General features: G+C 41.3%; 13 protein-coding genes and 1 tRNA gene. 11 read left to right on the top strand and 3 right to left on the bottom strand.

The genetic code is table 11. From position 1 onward, the window contains the following. Positions 1-81: 81 nt before the first annotated feature. Positions 82-4572, top strand: a complete 4491-nt coding sequence (gene gltB, locus A5875_RS07595) for a glutamate synthase large subunit (RefSeq protein ID WP_088933036.1) — start codon at positions 82-84, stop codon at positions 4570-4572. Between the two features lies 1 nt (position 4573). Next, positions 4574-6010, top strand: a complete 1437-nt coding sequence (locus A5875_RS07590; protein WP_088933035.1) for a glutamate synthase subunit beta — start codon at positions 4574-4576, stop codon at positions 6008-6010. 33 nt (positions 6011-6043) lie between these two features. Here A5875_RS07590 and A5875_RS07585 read toward each other — a convergent pair whose 3' ends face one another. After that, a complete protein-coding gene (locus tag A5875_RS07585; protein WP_088933034.1) occupies positions 6044-6400 on the bottom strand; it encodes a DUF4828 domain-containing protein in 357 nt (118 codons plus the stop codon). A 108-nt stretch (positions 6401-6508) separates the two neighbouring features. On the opposite strand from A5875_RS07585, the gene sfsA reads away from it, so the two are divergent. The 4 genes from sfsA to A5875_RS07565 all read left to right on the top strand — a co-directional run bounded on the left by sfsA (position 6509) and on the right by A5875_RS07565 (position 9774). Continuing rightward, entirely contained in the window at positions 6509-7240 is a 732-nt protein-coding gene (gene sfsA / locus A5875_RS07580) for a DNA/RNA nuclease SfsA (RefSeq protein WP_088933033.1), read from the top strand. Positions 7241-7315: 75 nt separating this feature from the next. Continuing rightward, a complete protein-coding gene (locus A5875_RS07575) occupies positions 7316-8317 on the top strand; it encodes a Gfo/Idh/MocA family protein (protein WP_088933032.1) in 1002 nt (333 codons plus the stop codon). 8 nt (positions 8318-8325) lie between these two features. Beyond that, positions 8326-9504: a DEAD/DEAH box helicase gene (locus A5875_RS07570; RefSeq protein ID WP_088933031.1), complete on the top strand. Its 1179-nt coding sequence runs from the start codon at positions 8326-8328 to the stop codon at positions 9502-9504. 196 nt (positions 9505-9700) lie between these two features. Continuing rightward, positions 9701-9774, top strand: a tRNA-Arg gene (locus A5875_RS07565). Between the two features lie 53 nt (positions 9775-9827). Here the strand turns inward: A5875_RS07565 and A5875_RS07560 are convergent. Together A5875_RS07560 and A5875_RS07555 are read right to left on the bottom strand one after the other, a co-directional pair. Then, a complete protein-coding gene (locus A5875_RS07560; RefSeq protein ID WP_088933030.1) occupies positions 9828-11066 on the bottom strand; it encodes an aminopeptidase in 1239 nt (412 codons plus the stop codon). 112 nt (positions 11067-11178) lie between these two features. Beyond that, positions 11179-11622 (bottom strand): flavodoxin, encoded by a 444-nt coding sequence (locus A5875_RS07555; protein WP_088933029.1) that lies wholly within the window; start codon positions 11620-11622, stop codon positions 11179-11181. Positions 11623-11906: 284 nt separating this feature from the next. On the opposite strand from A5875_RS07555, the gene map reads away from it, so the two are divergent. The 5 genes from map to A5875_RS07530 all read left to right on the top strand — a co-directional run. Then, positions 11907-12671, top strand: a complete 765-nt coding sequence (gene map, locus A5875_RS07550) for a type I methionyl aminopeptidase (RefSeq protein WP_088933028.1) — start codon at positions 11907-11909, stop codon at positions 12669-12671. A 15-nt stretch (positions 12672-12686) separates the two neighbouring features. After that, on the top strand, positions 12687-13610 hold the full coding sequence (locus tag A5875_RS07545) for a YihY/virulence factor BrkB family protein (protein WP_088933027.1): 924 nt from the start codon (positions 12687-12689) through the stop codon (positions 13608-13610). 87 nt (positions 13611-13697) lie between these two features. Next, positions 13698-14816 carry a glycosyltransferase family 4 protein gene (locus A5875_RS07540; protein WP_088933026.1) on the top strand — a complete coding sequence of 373 codons (1119 nt, stop codon included), beginning with the start codon at positions 13698-13700 and terminating at the stop codon, positions 14814-14816. 15 nt (positions 14817-14831) lie between these two features. Beyond that, the gene (locus A5875_RS07535) at positions 14832-15626 is read left to right on the top strand and encodes a glycosyltransferase (RefSeq protein ID WP_088933025.1); all 795 of its coding nucleotides are present in this window, start codon (positions 14832-14834) and stop codon (positions 15624-15626) included. Between the two features lie 15 nt (positions 15627-15641). Then, positions 15642-16346 (top strand): glycosyltransferase (locus tag A5875_RS07530; RefSeq protein ID WP_088933024.1); only part of this gene is annotated, 705 nt, incomplete at its 3' end.

Raw genomic sequence — 16346 nt, 5'->3', positions numbered from 1 at the left:
GAACACTTGCCTATCTTTTTAAAAAAAGGTAGTATATTAAAAATAAATGAGAATTGTCAAACTATTTAAAGGATGATGTCTATGACAAAGCAACAAGTAACAGAAGGCCCGACCATGTATGATCCCTCTTTTGAGAAGGATGCATGTGGTATGGGCTTTATTGCTCAGATGGAAGGCCAAGCTTCACATCAATTAGTGAAGCATGCACTGACGATGCTGGAACGAATGAATCATCGTGGCGGAACTGGGGCGGAACCTGAAACTGGTGACGGTGCAGGAATATTAGCGACGATTCCAGACAAATTTTTTCAACGGGAAGCAAAAGCGGCTGGTGTTACTTTACCTGAACATGGGCAGTACGCGGCAGGAATGTTCTTTTTGCCCCCAGACGAGAAACACAAAAGCGGGTTGCAGCAGTCACTTGTAAAAGAAATCGAAGCCGCTGGTTATTTAGTTTTATGGCAGCGGGATGTGCCGTTTCAGTATGAAAATTGCGGGCCCGGGGCGCAAAAAGTCATGCCCAGCTTTGTTCAGTTGTTCATAAAACGGCCGTTAGAAGTCCAAACGGATCGTGAGTTTGAAGATCGGCTGTATCGTTTGCGCCGTAAGTTGGAAAAAACGTATCATGCGAATGAACTGGCGATTTGCAGCCTATCCAGTAAAACAATCGTTTATAAAGGGATGCTGCATGCCTATCAGGTTGGAATTTTTTATGATGATTTGCAGGATGAAGATTTTGCGGCAAGTATCGCAGTAGTGCATTCACGTTTTTCTACCAACACGTTTCCAAGCTGGGATCGTGCGCAGCCCTTCCGTTTCTTAGCCCATAATGGTGAGATCAATACATTACGCGGGTCAGAAAATTGGATGAAGAGTCATGGCATCGAAGTGTATAACGAAGAAGACTCTGACTCGGCTAAGTTAGAGAATTGTATGGAGTATTTATATCGCAACGGTCGTGACATTCCTCACGCACTGATGATGATGGTTCCAGAAGCGTGGTCGGAAGAAGCGGGACTGGGTGAAGAAATGACGGCTTTCCAAGAGTATAATGCCAGCTTCATGGCGCCATGGGATGGACCAGCAGCTTTGTGCTTTACAGATGGCGAAATGGTCGGGGCGACGCTGGATCGCAATGGTTTGCGGCCTTCCCGCTATTCCATAACAAAAGACGGCTTTGTGCAAGTTGCTTCAGAATCTGGTGTTGTTGACTTTGCACCATCAAATGTGATTGAAAAAGGTGTGCTGGGACCTGCGAACATGATCCTAGTTGACACCATCAATGGAAAATTCTACCGCAATCAAGAAATCAAAGAAAAATATGCAAAGGCTCATGCTTACAAAGAATGGTTAGCTGAAAATCGCATCGAATTAGCACAGCTTGCTGAAGTGGAAAACGAAGCAGAGGCAATGACTGAAAAGGAATTGCAAAGACTGTGGAAGCTGAACGGTTATACCGATGAAATCATTCGCGGGGCATTATTACAAATGGCGGAAAAAGGCGAGGAACCTGTTCTTTCAATGGGGTACGATTCTCCTTTAGCCGTTTTAAGTGACAAGCCGCAATCGCTGTTCACGTATTTTAAACAGCAATTTGCTCAAGTAACGAATCCACCGATTGATGCGATCCGTGAACAATTGGTGATCGGAACAGAAATGTTCTTAGGTCGTGATGGCGATATTCGCGTAGACGATGCACATAACTGTCAAAAATTGAAAATCAAGAGTCCGGTTCTCAGCAGTGCTGATTTTCAAAAAATTGCCCAATTAAATACCAAAGAACAAAAAGCGGTGACGATCTCAACATTATATCCAGTCGGCAGCCGGAATGCTTTGGAAGACGGGTTGGAACAGATGTTTAAAGAAGCTGAGTCGGCGATTGATCATGGCGGTACGATTCTGATTTTAAGCGATCGCGGTTCAGAGCAGAAAAAAATGGCGATGCCGATTTTATTAGCTGTCTCTGGTTTGCATAATCATCTAGTTCGTAAAGGGAAAGCTTCCATGGCAAGCTTAGTTGTTGATTCTGCGGAGGTTTGCGAGGTTCATCACTTTGCGACTCTCATCGGATATGGTGCCAGCGGAGTCCATCCTTATGGCGCATATGCGACATTGAATGACTTTAAGATTGAAAATGGTCTGGAAAATTATCGGAAAGCTGCTGAAAAAGGTATCGTGAAAGTCATGTCGCGGATGGGAATCTCAACGATCGCCGGTTATCATGGCGCACAGTTATTTGAAGTTGTGGGGATCAGTCTACCGGTGACGGAGAAATATTTTACCGGGACAGCCAGCCGAATTGGTGGACTATCCTTGCAGCAAATTGAAGAAGAATATCTGCAGCGACACCAATTAGCCTATGGCCCACAGCAAGACGATCGCTTAGCCTCAGGCGGAAGCTTTCAATATAAGGCCGATGGCGAGCATCATTTATTCAATCCAAAAACGATCTATAACTTCCAACAAGCGGTCCGCGCAGGGGATTATCAACTATTCAAGCATTATGTGGAGCAAATGAATCAGGAAGCCTTAGAGGAACCAACGAATTTGCGGGCACTGTGGGAGTTCAAGCAAGATCGTCCAGCAGTCAAGCTGTCTGAAGTCGAGCCTGCTAGTAAAATCGTGAAACGCTTCAAAGTTGGGGCGATGTCGTACGGTTCATTAAGTGAAGAAGCCCATCAATGTATTGCTGAAGCGATGAATAGTATTGGCGCGAAATCTAACAGCGGTGAAGGCGGAGAGAACCGCAAACGATTCAAACCACAAGCAGACGGCAAAAACTTCAACAGTAAAATCAAACAAGTTGCCTCTGGACGTTTTGGCGTGAATGCAGAATATTTAATGAGTGCCGAAGAACTGCAAATCAAAATGGCACAAGGTGCGAAACCAGGTGAGGGCGGACAATTGCCGGGGAATAAAGTTTTCCCTTGGGTCGCAGAGATTCGCGGATCAACACCAGGTGTACGTCTGATTTCACCACCGCCGCATCATGATATCTACTCGATCGAAGATTTGGCCCAGTTGATTTACGATTTAAAGGCAATCAATCCGTATGCGAAAATCAACGTCAAGCTGGTTTCTAGTACCGGTGTGGGGACTATCGCTACAGGCGTAGTGAAGGCAGGCGCAGATGTTGTCGTGATTTCCGGCTATGATGGCGGGACAGGTGCATCGCCGCGCAACTCGATTCGTGATGCGGGTTTACCATGGGAAATGGGTGTTGCTGAAGCGCATCAAACATTGGCAATGAACAATTTGCGCCAACGAATGACGTTAGAAACCGATGGAAAACTAATGACCGGCCGCGATGTGGCGATGGCGATTTTACTTGGAGCGGAAGAATACAGTTTTGCTTCACTTGCTTTAGTTGCGATCGGCTGTGTCATGATGCGGGTTTGCAGCTTGAACACTTGTCCGGTAGGTGTTGCGACACAAAATCCGGCATTGCGGAAATTCTTTGTCGGCAAACCTGAGCATTTAGTCAATATGATGTATTTTATCGCGGAAGATTTACGCGAGATTATGGCTGAGTTAGGTTTTAGAAGTATCGATGAAATGATTGGACATACCGAAGTATTGGAGCCGCGCTTTATCGCTAAAGGCAAAGCGAAATCGTTAGACTTCTCACGGATCTTAGCGACCAGTGTTGGAATCGAACGTAAAACCGAAGACCCATTCAAAGAAAAACGGGAATGGCCTGAATTGGATCATTTTGCTGAAGGAGCCATTAAAAACGGTGAACAAGTAGAAATGACATACTCAATCAATAATGTTAATCGTACGGTCGGCGCGCGAATGGGCGGCTGGATCGCGGAACGTTTTGGCAACTATGAGCTGACTCCGGGTCAGATCAAATATACTTACACCGGGATCGCTGGCCAAAGCTTCGGTTCATTCATCACACAGGGAATGGAGTTGAAGCTGATTGGTGAAGGAAATGACTATGTTGCTAAAGGGCTGAGTGGCGGCCGTGTGATCATCGTACCGCCAAAGGATGCTGCTTATGATGTCGAAAATTCACCAATCGTCGGAAATGTGGTTTGCTTCGGTGCAAATCGCGGAGAAGGCTACTTCCGCGGAAAAGCAGGCGAGCGTTTCTGTGTCCGAAATAGTGGCGCGCATGTTGTTGTTGAAGGTGTCGGCGATCATGGCTGTGAATACATGACTGGCGGTGTCGCGGTGATTCTAGGCCCAACTGGTCGAAACTTTGCAGCCGGGATGTCAGGCGGTGTCGCCTATGTTTATGATCCGACTGATACCTTTGCTGGTAAATGCAATTTAGAAATGGTTGATCTTTTCAAATTAGGTGAAGCAGGCGACGATTCTATCTTGAAGGAAATGATCGAGAAGCATTTAGCTTATACCGATTCATTGAAGGCAGCCGAATTATTGAATGATTGGGAAAATGCCCAAAAACATTTTACTAAAGTTTATCCAAGAGAATATCATGAAATGGTTCGAGTAACTGAGGAATTGGCAAAAACTGGTCTAAGTGGTGAAGAATTGATCGAGAAGGCATTCGTTGAAGTGATCGGCGAACAAACAGTACCGGCTGGAAAGGAGCGTGGCTAGGATGGCAGATCCTTTTGGATTTTTAAAATACCCGCGGAAGGACAATCCTTATCGACCAGTCGAAGAACGGATTCAAGATTGGGAAGAATTGCAAACGCCGCTTAGTGTAGAAGAACGAAAAGAACAAGCAGCTCGTTGTATGAACTGCGGCATTCCATTTTGCCATACGGGAATTTTCTATGGCGGCAAACGAGCAGTCTCAGGTTGTCCAAATGACAATTTGATTCCTGAATGGAATGATTTTGTTTTCCGAGGCGATTTCAAGAATGCCTTTGATCGATTGGCGAAAACCAATCCGTTACCGGAAATGACAGGGCGCGTCTGTCCAGCTCCTTGCGAGAAATCTTGTACAGAAGGGCTGAATGGTTCAGGTGTGGCGATCCACGACAATGAGCGCTTCATCATTGATAATGCGTTTGAAAATGATTGGGTCAAAGCAGATGGGCTGCCGAATGAACGGACAGACTTTAAAGTAGCGATCATTGGGTCAGGCCCGGCTGGTCTTTCAGCGGCTTGGCGCTTAAATCAATTAGGCCATCAAGTAACGGTCTATGAACGCAGCGACCGTGCTGGCGGTTTGTTGATGTATGGCATTCCAAATATGAAATTGGATAAAGAAATTGTTCAACGCCGGATCGACGTGATGGAAGAAGTTGGGATTACGTTTGTTTTGAATACCGAAGTTGGCATAGATATTACTGCTTCTGAGTTGCAAGAAAAATACGATCGAGTGATTATTGCTAGCGGCGCGAGTGTTCCTCGAGACCTGAAAATTAAGGGACGAGAACTGCACGGTATCCAGTTTGCGGTGGACTACTTAACCGAATGTACGAAGGATGTTTTACAGCATGGGAAAAAAGTCAGTGACAAAAAGCTGGCAGGTAAGCATGTTATTGTAATTGGTGGTGGTGATACAGGAAATGACTGTATCGGTTCAGCAATTCGTCAAGGTGCGGCATCGGTGAAACAATTAGAGATCACGCCGCAATTACCTGCAAGTCGAGCTGCCAACAATCCATGGCCGGAATATTCAATGATCAATCGTGAAGGCTACGGTCAAGCAGAAGGCTCTTTAAAAAATGCTGAGTTAACAGCTTACAATACATCAACAACAGCTTTTATCGGAGCAGAACGCGGACAAGTAATTGCGATTGAGACGACACAAGTGGATCATCAGTTCCAGCCAATCAAGGGAACGGAAAAAACGTTAAAAGCAGATTTAGTTTTACTGGCGATGGGTTTTACCGGAGCAGAAAAACAGTTGTTAGATGCATTTGATGTAAACGAGATTTATGAAGACTATACGACGAATAACGAAAAAGTATATGTGGCTGGCGATGCTAGACGCGGACCGAGCCTAGTGATTTGGGGAATTCGTGAAGGGCGCAAAGCGGCAGAAAATGTAGATCAGATTTTACGTTCTTTAATCCATCAATAGAAAAAGGATGCCAGTCGGCATCCTTTTTTCTTACTAATTTTTAACAGGGACGATTGGAAAAGACACATCGTCTAATTCGTCATAAAGCGTCTCAGGTATGCCATTTTTTGTTTTGATCAACAAGTGATAACCGTATTGATCCTGAATCGCCAATTTTTGTTCACTCAATTCAATCAGTTGATAGATGATGGCTGTGCCATCTAAAATAATCGATAAATCAGGATAGATCGTAATAGTGTGATGTTTGTGTTCTTTAGGATGAGTGAACTCCCAAGAACCGACATATATACTATTTAAGTCCTTCGCTTCACGTTTGCGAACAAATTTCGAACTCACTGCTGCCACACCGAGAGAGGTCGCACTTAGGAAGACGGGCCATTTCAATCTCATCAAAAAACTCCTTTCACACTAGCTTTGTTATACTATATAATAAAGTCTGTCATCTTTCCATCAGCCTTAAGGACTATTTAACTTTTTTTAGAAGGATTTTGATAAAAAATGAAGTATTCTGCCATTCACTTAGCTATTTTTATTGAAAGAAGCAATCGCTTCATTGCTCGCTGCCGTTTATTGGAGACAGGAGAAGAAATTATCACCCATGTAAAAAATACCGGCCGCAGCAAAGAATTATTACTACCTGAAGTTTTGGTAGCAGTGAATCATCAGCCATCCGCCAAACGGAAAACGGCTTATGATCTAATCGCAGTTAAAAAAGGAGACATGTGGATCAATATTGACTCGCAAATACCGAATGCGTTGGCCGCTGAAGGAATCCTAACAGGTAAAATCCAACTGCCTGGATTGAAGGGATCAATTAATTACTTAAAGCGCGAATACACTTTTGAACATTCGAAGTTTGACATTTATTTTGAGACGGATCAGCAAGAAAAAGGATTCGTGGAAGTAAAGGGGATGACGTTGGAAAATCGAGGGATCGGTGCTTTTCCCGACGCACCAACGTTAAGAGGCTTGAAACATGTTGAAGAATTACGCGTGGCTCAGTCAATGAGCTATCATTGTTATGTTTTATTCGTTGTTCAGTTTCCAACGATTCAAGCCGCAACGATTCATCGTGAGATGCAGCCGGCACTTTATGAGGCGGTAAAAATGGCCATAGCAGACGGTGTCCAGATTTTAGCGTATAATTGTGATGTAGATCAGGAGAATATCTCAATCAAAAAAGCTGTTCCCTTTGATTTGGAACAAAAATTTATTGATCCGAATCAGTGAGACGTTTTCCAACCCTTTACAGTGTAAGTAAAAGAACTTAAAAAAATACCTTGGAGTGAAAAGGGAGGAAGAAACATGATTAATTTAGGTATCATTGGGACAAATTGGATCACCGATCAATTTGTTCAAGCGGCACATGAAACAGGCAAGTATCAACTAGCAGCAGTTTATTCACGTCGACTAGAAACGGCGCAAAAATTCGGTGAAAAATACGGCGATGTCGAATATGCGACTGACCTTGATACGTTTTTTGGTATTGAGCATTTGAACACGGTCTATATTGCTTCACCAAACAGCTTGCATTTTGAACAAGCCAAACAAGGAATTCTAGCTGGTAAAAATGTCATCGTGGAAAAACCAGCCTTTTCAACACCTAAAGAGATGGATGAAATTATTGAACTAGCCAATCAGAAAAAGGTCTTTTTCTTTGAAGCGGCTCGCAATATTCACGAGCAGGCGTTTAAAACGGTGGCTGATTTCCTACCTTTTAAAGATCAGATCATTGGGGCGGATTTTAGCTTTATGAAATATTCATCACGTTACGATCAAGTGTTAGATGGCCAAGAACCAAATATTTTTTCACCGCACTTTTCAGGCGGTGCATTGGCTGACTTAGGTGTCTATCCAATTTATGCGGCGTTAGCTTGGTTTGGTATGCCGAAAGAAAGCATTTATTTTGGCCAAAAAATTTCGACCGGCGTTGATGGAATCGGGACCGGCGTATTGCGGTATGATAACTTTGATGTTACGATTCGTACGGGCAAAATCAGCGACAGCTTCCAGCAATCAGAGATATATTTAAGTAACGGCACCTTAGTGATGAACGCAGTTAATTCGATTAGTGAAGCCGTCTTCCATGATCGTGATCATCAACGCAGGGAAAAACTAAACGTTCATCAATTGGAAAATCCAATGGTGGAGGAAGCGAATGTATTTGCTGAAGTCATTTTAAATCCGACAGATCGTGAATTAGGAACCGATTATGAGGAATGGGTCGAATTAGCCCGTAATGTAAACCAAGTGATTTATGATATGCGAAAAAGTGCGGGCATTGTTTTTGATGCTGACGAGAAATAGAGGAAACTATGAACAATCAGGAATTTGTACCATTTTTAAAGAACAATTGGGAGGAGGCCGGCTTTCAAAAGCCAGCCTTGATCCAAACAAAAGTTTATTCACCAATTATTGAAGGAAAAAATCTAGTTGGAATCGCTCCAACCGGCAGTGGAAAAACGCTGGCCTATTTATTACCCTTAATTAATCAAATGGAAGCAGGTAAAGCTAGTCAAGTTTTAGTATTGACCTCTTCGCAAGAATTAGCGATGCAAGTGGTGGAAGTAGCTCGCAAGTGGCTGACAGGTTCCAGCATGAAGGTGCAAGCTTTAATCGGCGGTGCAAATGTTAAACGCCAACAAGAAGCACTGAAGAAAAAACCGGAATTGCTGATTGGGACCCCTGGTCGTGTGTTGGAATTGATCACAGCCAAAAAAATTAAAGCGCCCAATATCAAAACATTAGTCTTTGATGAGGTCGATCAGCTAATTCAAGGACAAAGCCTGCAGCTGATTCAAAAAATTCTGAAGGCCAGCGATAATCAGGCGCAGCATTTGTATTTTTCCGCGACAGCTGATGTCGTACTGGATGAGTTGAATCAGCTTGAGTCTGATTTATTAGTTGTAGATGTCTCCGATGAAGATGATAGTCAAGGTGATGTGCACCATTTCTATTTAGAAACAAGTGATCGAAAAAAAGTTGATCAACTGCGACGTCTGCTGAATCTGCCCGCTTTTTGGGGGATGATTTTCTTCAATCAATTAAACGATATGGGAAGTGCCGAAGAAAAACTGCTCTTTCACCAATTACCTGTGGCAAGTCTTGCTTCAGATCAATCAAAAATATCTCGTAAGAATGCAATCGAACAATTCAAAAAGCATCAAGTATTAGGATTATTAACAACCGATTTAGCTAGTCGCGGTTTAGATATCGAGTCATTGCCATTTGTGATCAATGCGGATGTACCGATGAGTGAAGAAAGCTATCTTCACCGTGCTGGACGCGTTGGACGAATGGGAGAAAGTGGGATTGTTATTTCTCTTGTTACACCACAAGAAAAATCGGATTTGACTAAAATTGCTAAAAAGCTCGACTTGAAGCTTGAACCAATCTATCTATTTGGCGGAGAGCTGCTAACTGAAGAACCAGTAAAACAGAGCGAACCAAAAAAGAAAAAAAGCAAAAAAAGTAAAGGGAAAAGACGAAAATAGGTCTTTTCCCTTTTTTTACTTTAGCTCAGTAATCTCAGTATAAGGCTCGAAAGTCTTCTGGATTCTTATTTGATAAAAATTCATAAATTGCTAATAGTCGGTTAGTGAAAATTTTCATTTTTTCGAAATAACTCCCTTAAATTTAAGTTAGCCAGCTTGCTAAAATAAGTTAAAATCGCTACAATAGTATAGGCACGTTCTCGTAGCTCAGTAGGATAGAGCGATCGCCTCCTAAGCGATAGGTCGCTGGTTCGATTCCAGTCGAGAACGTAAAAATAGCCACTTAGAAAAATTTTTCTAAGTGGCTATTTTTTGTTTTTTAATTAAGCCCAATCACCATTTCTAAAAATTGGAACTTTTGTCCCATCTTTTCGAATACCATCGATATTCATTTGGTCTGAGCCCACCATGAAGTCGACATGAGTTTGGCTGCTGTTTAGTCCAGCATCTGCTAATTCGGTTTTAGACATTTCAGTTCCGCCTTCCACACTGAAAGGATAGGCGGCACCGAGGGCTAAATGGTTTGAGGCATTTTCATCAAAGAGGGTATTAAAAAAAGTAATCCCTGATTGAGAGATTGGTGAGGGATCAGGTACTAGGGCAACTTCGCCTAAGTGTTTAGCCCCTTCATCAATATCTAATAGCGATGCCAATACATCAGCGCCTTCTTTAGCAGAAAACTCCACCACTTTGCCGTCTTTAAACGTAAATTTCATTTCATTTAATGTGGTTCCAGCATAACTCAGCGGTTTTGTACTAGTAATATAACCATCTACACGATTACGATCTGGTGCTGTGAAAACTTCTTCGGTCGGCATGTTGGCCATAAACTCATTTCCATCTGCGGCGAAACTGCCAGCGCCCTCCCAAACATGATTCGCTGGTAAGCCTATAACAATATCTGTTCCTGGAGCAGTGTAGTGCAGAGCGTAAAACTGTTCCTTATTTAGAAGCTCTGCTTGTTTTCGCATCGTAGCATCGTGTTCTTCCCAAGCTTTGACTGGATCATCGGCATAAATTCGAGTTGTTTTAAAAATTTCATCCCAGAGCTTGTCGACTTGTTCTTCACTTGAAGTCAATTCTGGAAAGACTTTTTTTGCCCAAGCAGGACTTGAAGCCGCTACGACTGTCCAACGTAGTTTGTTAGATTGTGTTGCTTCCATCACTGCTTGCAGAGCTTTTCCTCGAGCCGCTTGGAAGGCTGCAACCCGGTTTGTATCGACTCCTAATAAGGCATCTGGATTTTGAGAAACGATACTGATACGAGTGACTCGTTTTTCAGCAAATGTATTAGCCTCATCCACTTTATAGGCTGGAACTTCGGTGATACGATCTTCGGCCGCATGACTTAAGAATTCCCGTTGGATCTCATCGTCATTCCATTGAACGATGACTTCTGCAGCACCTAGTTGATAAGCTTCCTTTGTCACAAGACGTGCCAACGATGCTTGTTGAATACTAGCGTAAACGACCACTGTGTCATTTTTTTGAACATTCACCCCAACTTTTGTAATCAAGTGGGCATATTTTTTTAAAAGTGTCTCAAAATTAGGTAGTACCATTATTATCCCTCCGTTTCATTAGTCTTATCTTAGCATTTCTTAGAATTTCGCAAAAGAAAATGCATTTAAAAAAGATGTGCCAGACAAATCTGGTACATCTTTTTTCGAATAATTAGGATGCTGCTGCGACAATTTTTTTGGCGAAAGCTTCTAAATTTTCGATATCCTCTTCCTCGGCTGCCATTTCAACTTTTACACTGTCAGCACCGCGAGTTGCGCCGGTTTTCGCAAAGGCCGCTTCAAAATCATCAACGGATTTGCAGTATTGATCATAAAAAGTATCACCAGAACCGCATACGCCAAAAATTTTCCCGCTTAAATCTAATTCTTGCAGATCTTCGTAAAAGTCTACAATTTCATCAGGCAGATCGCCTTCACCATAAGTATATGTAGCAACAACACAGATATCCGCGTCTTCAAAATCTTCTGCTTCTACTTGTGTACACTCATCAATTTCTACATCAATATCTAGGTTTTCGAAGGCTTCGGCTACAATGTCCGCGATTTCTTCGGTATTTCCAGTCATGCTGGCATAAACAATTTTTGCTAATGTCAAAAAAATTCCTCCTTAGCTTTAAGCTAAATTTATGGTCATTATATCAAAATAAAAATCAAAAGGAAATCACTGCTCTCTAACCATTTGTTCGCTTTATAGGGTTATGTTAAAATGGACAAGATGAAAAAGGATGTTCGTCCAGATTTTCACAGACTTGTTTTATTGCTTAAAAAAAGATTATGAGACGAAAAATCCAAGTATTAACTGGACGACCTATGAAGATATTTTCACCAAAAAAATAGATATATAATATAGTAGAAATATCAATATGAGGAGACGAGAACATGATTACATTAAAATCACCCCGGGAAATAGAAATGATGAATGAGTCAGGCGAGTTGCTAGCTGACGTTCATCGTCATTTGCGCGATTTTATAAAACCAGGGATTACCAGTATGGATATTGAAGATTTTGTTAGAGACTTTATTGAAAGTCATGGCGGCGTTGCAGCACAAATCGGCTTTGAAGGCTATGAATATGCTACATGCTGCAGTATCAATGATGAAATTTGCCATGGATTTCCAAGGAAAAAACCACTAAAGAATGGTGATTTGATCAAGGTTGATATGTGTGTCGAATACAAGGGCGCGATGTCTGATTCTTGTTGGTCATATGCAGTAGGAGAAGTTTCACCTGAAATCAACCGACTTATGGAAGTTACTAAAAAAGCGTTGTATCTAGGTATTGAGCAAGCGCAGGTTGGAAATCGTATCGGCGATATCGGTCATGCAATTCAAACTTATGCTGAAGGCGAAGGCTTTTCAGTCGTACGTGATTTTGTTGGTCACGGCATAGGGCCAACAATTCACGAAGAACCAGCGATTCCACATTATGGTGTTGCTGGAAAAGGACTGCGTTTAAAAGAAGGTATGGTCATTACAATCGAACCAATGATCAACACTGGTGTTTGGCAAATGAAGATGGATCCAAATGGCTGGACTGCCTATACACGTGATGGTGGTTGGTGTGCGCAATATGAACACACCTTAGCAATCACGAAAGAAGGACCGAAAATTTTGACTTCACAAGGTGAAGAAGGAACATATTAGGACGACGAGGATTTTATGGGACCAATAGATAAAATTAAAAAAAATAAGAAACTAATGGATTTTATCCAATCGATCCAAAAACATTTAGCAGAGACAGAAATAGGCGACCGTTCCGTGGTAGTCGCCTATTATTTGTTGCTGTCCTTTTTCCCAATATTGATCATAGTCGGCAATTTGCTGCCATACTTTAATATCACACCAGAAACAGTTCTGCCCTATCTAAGTGAGGCTATTCCGCCGAATGTTTACAGTTTTTTGAAACCGGCGATCACAGGATTGTTAGAAAGCACTTCTGGCGGTATGTTATCAATCTCAGTTTTAGCTGCTTTATGGTCATCTAGTCGAGGAATCAATGCCTTGCAGACAGCCTTGAATCGTGCTTATGGTGTTGAGGATCGTGGGAATTTTGTTATTAGCCGTATCGTATCAGTAGGTATTGTTGGTGTGTTAATGATGGCAATCATTGCTGTTGCGCTATTTTTCAGTGCGGGTCAAGTAATTTTAGATGCCTTGCAGCAATTATTACGTTTTTCTCCTGATATTATTGATACATTCTTGGCTTTACGCTGGCCTGTCACATTAATTGGTCTGCTGGTAATACTAGGTGGCTTGTATATCGTTATTCCTAATGCACACGTACGTGTAAAATATGCACTTCCTGGGACAGTCTTTGCCACAGTCGGTTGGATAGTTTTGGCACAAGGATTCAGTATTTACGCGCAGACTTTCGCACAACGTGTCTCCGGTTATCAAATCATCGGAAGCTTCATTGTGCTGATGTTTTGGTTAAATTTCGCTGCAACGATTATTATTTTAGGTGGTGTGTTGAACGTAGCCATCGAAGAATATCGTACAGGACAAGAGGTTACAGAGGGATCAAATCGTGTCAATAAATGGTTCAATAAATTGAAGGATCGTTTCATAAAAAAGAAAAAATAATCTCAAGAATTTTGAAAGATTTTATGAGAACCTTGTAAAGAGTGTTTAATCCTATATAATAATTTTAGTAAAAAGGCAGGTGGCAATATGTTAGTATCGTTCGGGCTGATCATCAAGTATTTTTTAACATTTTTGATTGCGTTGGTCTTAACCCCGATTTTTAAAATAATTTCGGTCCAGACTGGGTTGGTAGACAATCCAAATGCGCGCCGAATGAATCAAGTGCCGATGCCTAGTGCTGGCGGTTTGCCAATTTTTGTTGCATTTGCTATTTCATCGTTAATTCTATTTCGTGATGCGATCCCTTTTGATTATATTAGTAAGATTTTATTAGGTGGTCTAATTATTATTATCACTGGATTACTAGATGATAAATTTGAATTATCTCCTAGACAAAAAAGTGTGGGGATATTACTGGCGGCTTTGATAATTTATTATGTTGCAGAAATTCGTTTTGACTTCTTCACAGCACCATTATTTGGTCGAATTAATTTAGATTGGTTGAGTCTGCCTGCTACAGTTTTTTGGATTTTTGGCATTACGAATGCAATGAATCTAATTGATGGTTTGGACGGCTTGGCATCAGGAGTTTCAATTATAAGTTTGACAACAATAGGTGTCATAGGATACTTTTTCCTGCATTCATCAACAGTCTATATTTCATTAGCGATTTTTTGCTTAGTAGCAAGTATTATGGGATTCTTTCCGTATAATTTTTACCCCGCTAAGATCTATTTAGGCGATACAGGAGCTTTATTCTTGGGATTTATGATGTCGGTACTGACATTACAGGGTCTGAAGAATGTTACTTTCATTTCTTTGATCACACCATTGATTATCTTAGGTGTTCCAGTGACAGATACGTTCTTTGCTATGGTTCGACGCAAAGCTAAAAATATGCCGATTTCTGTTGCAGATAAACAGCATCTGCATCATCGCTTACTGAATCTAGGGTTTACTCATCGTGGAGCGGTTTTGACGATTTATGCAATTGCCGTATTATTTTCTTTTTCCGCGTTGCTATTGAACTATACCAGCCAAGTGGGCACGATTGTTTTGATTGTTGCCATGGTTTTCGCTTTAACATTCTTATTAGAATTGATTGGATTAATTAGTGAAAAATATAGTTTTATTACGAAAAGTTTCCGATTCTTTGGGAACAAGGAGTACCGTTCGCAGGTATTGCAAAAATATTTCAAGAAATGAGTGTTGTCGTCCGTTATGAATATGAATGATACTAATCTAACTGTCAGCATCGTGACGCACAACAGCGACAAGATTTTTCTAAGCTTGGATTCTTTGATTGAAACGTTGAGTGAAGATCAGGCGATTCAGATTAAGATTTTTGACAATGCCTCAGAATCAGCGTATCGCGAGCGTTTAAGAAAATACCTCGATTATCCATTTGTCAAAATAGAATTTCATGAGGAAAACAAAGGTTTCGGTTTTGGTCATAACGCCAACCTTTTAAATACTACAGGATATGGGATTATTTTTAATCCAGATATTATATTGTCAGAAAATCATCTAAAAGAAATGGTCATCCATTTGGCTAACTATCCGAAGTGCGGATTGTTAGCACCGAAAATATTAAACGAAGATGGAACGACTCAATATTTGATTCGCAATCATTTAAATGTTTTTGATTATATACTGAGATTTATCCCGTTTAAGATTGTCAAAAGGCTATTTGCAAAGCGATTGGCTAAATTTGAGTGTCGTGATTTACCAGAAGGGCAAGATAGTTTTGTACGAATGATTTCTGGCAGTTTCATGGTAGTGGATCTAGCAAAGTTTAATGAGATTGAAGGCTTCGATGAGCGTTACTTTATGTATTTCGAAGATAATGATCTTTGTCGTAAAATGGAGCAAGCAGGTTATAAAGCAATTTATAGTCCACAATTCGCTGTCGTTCATTTATATGAACGCGGCGCAGTTAAAAATCGCAAGTTGTTTTTTATTTTTTTACAGTCCATGAAAAAATATTTTCAAAAGTGGGGCTGGCAATTTTTTTAATTTTGGAGGTAGGGAATGCAAAAGAAGTCCAAGATGCGAATTTCCGTTTGTATGGCGACATACAACGGCCGTCACTTTATTGAAGAACAATTGAACAGCATATTCCCTCAACTTTCAGAACATGATGAGTTGATTATTTCCGACGACCATTCTACGGATGGCACGTGGGAATTTTTATTAGAATTAAAAGCAAATGATCCGCGAGTAAAACTTTTTCAAAATGATGGGAAAGGTTTGATCGCGAATTTTGCTAATGCGATTCAGCAAAGCAGGCACCCGATCATTTTCCTAAGTGATCAAGATGATATCTGGCATGCTGACAAAGTTAAAAAGATGCTCCCGTATTTCAAAAATCCCAGAACAAAAGTGGTTATTTCTGATTTAGTTATTGTTGATAATGACTTTGAAATTTTGATGCCTTCTTATCAAGCGATGCGTCATACTCACTCTGGATTCTGGCATAATATTGTGAAGAGCAGTTATATTGGTGCAGGGATGGCCTTTCGATCAGAATTAAAAGAAATTATTTTGCCAATCCCACAAGGAGTGCCGATGCACGACATGTGGATTGGTTTACTAGCAGATTATTATCGCGGAGTGGTTTTTATTCCTGAACAATTGGTTTATTATCGTCGTCATGGCTTGAATGCATCGGAGATCAAAACGACTGCTTCAAGAGTTCAGCAGTTCAAATGGCGTTGGAATGCTCTACAATTAGTT

It is taken from the genome of Enterococcus sp. 3H8_DIV0648, assembly GCF_002140655.1.
Lineage (GTDB): Bacteria > Bacillota > Bacilli > Lactobacillales > Enterococcaceae > Enterococcus_A > Enterococcus_A hulanensis.
Note: the sequence above shows the minus strand (reverse complement) of the source record. Positions and strands in the feature narration are given on the sequence as shown.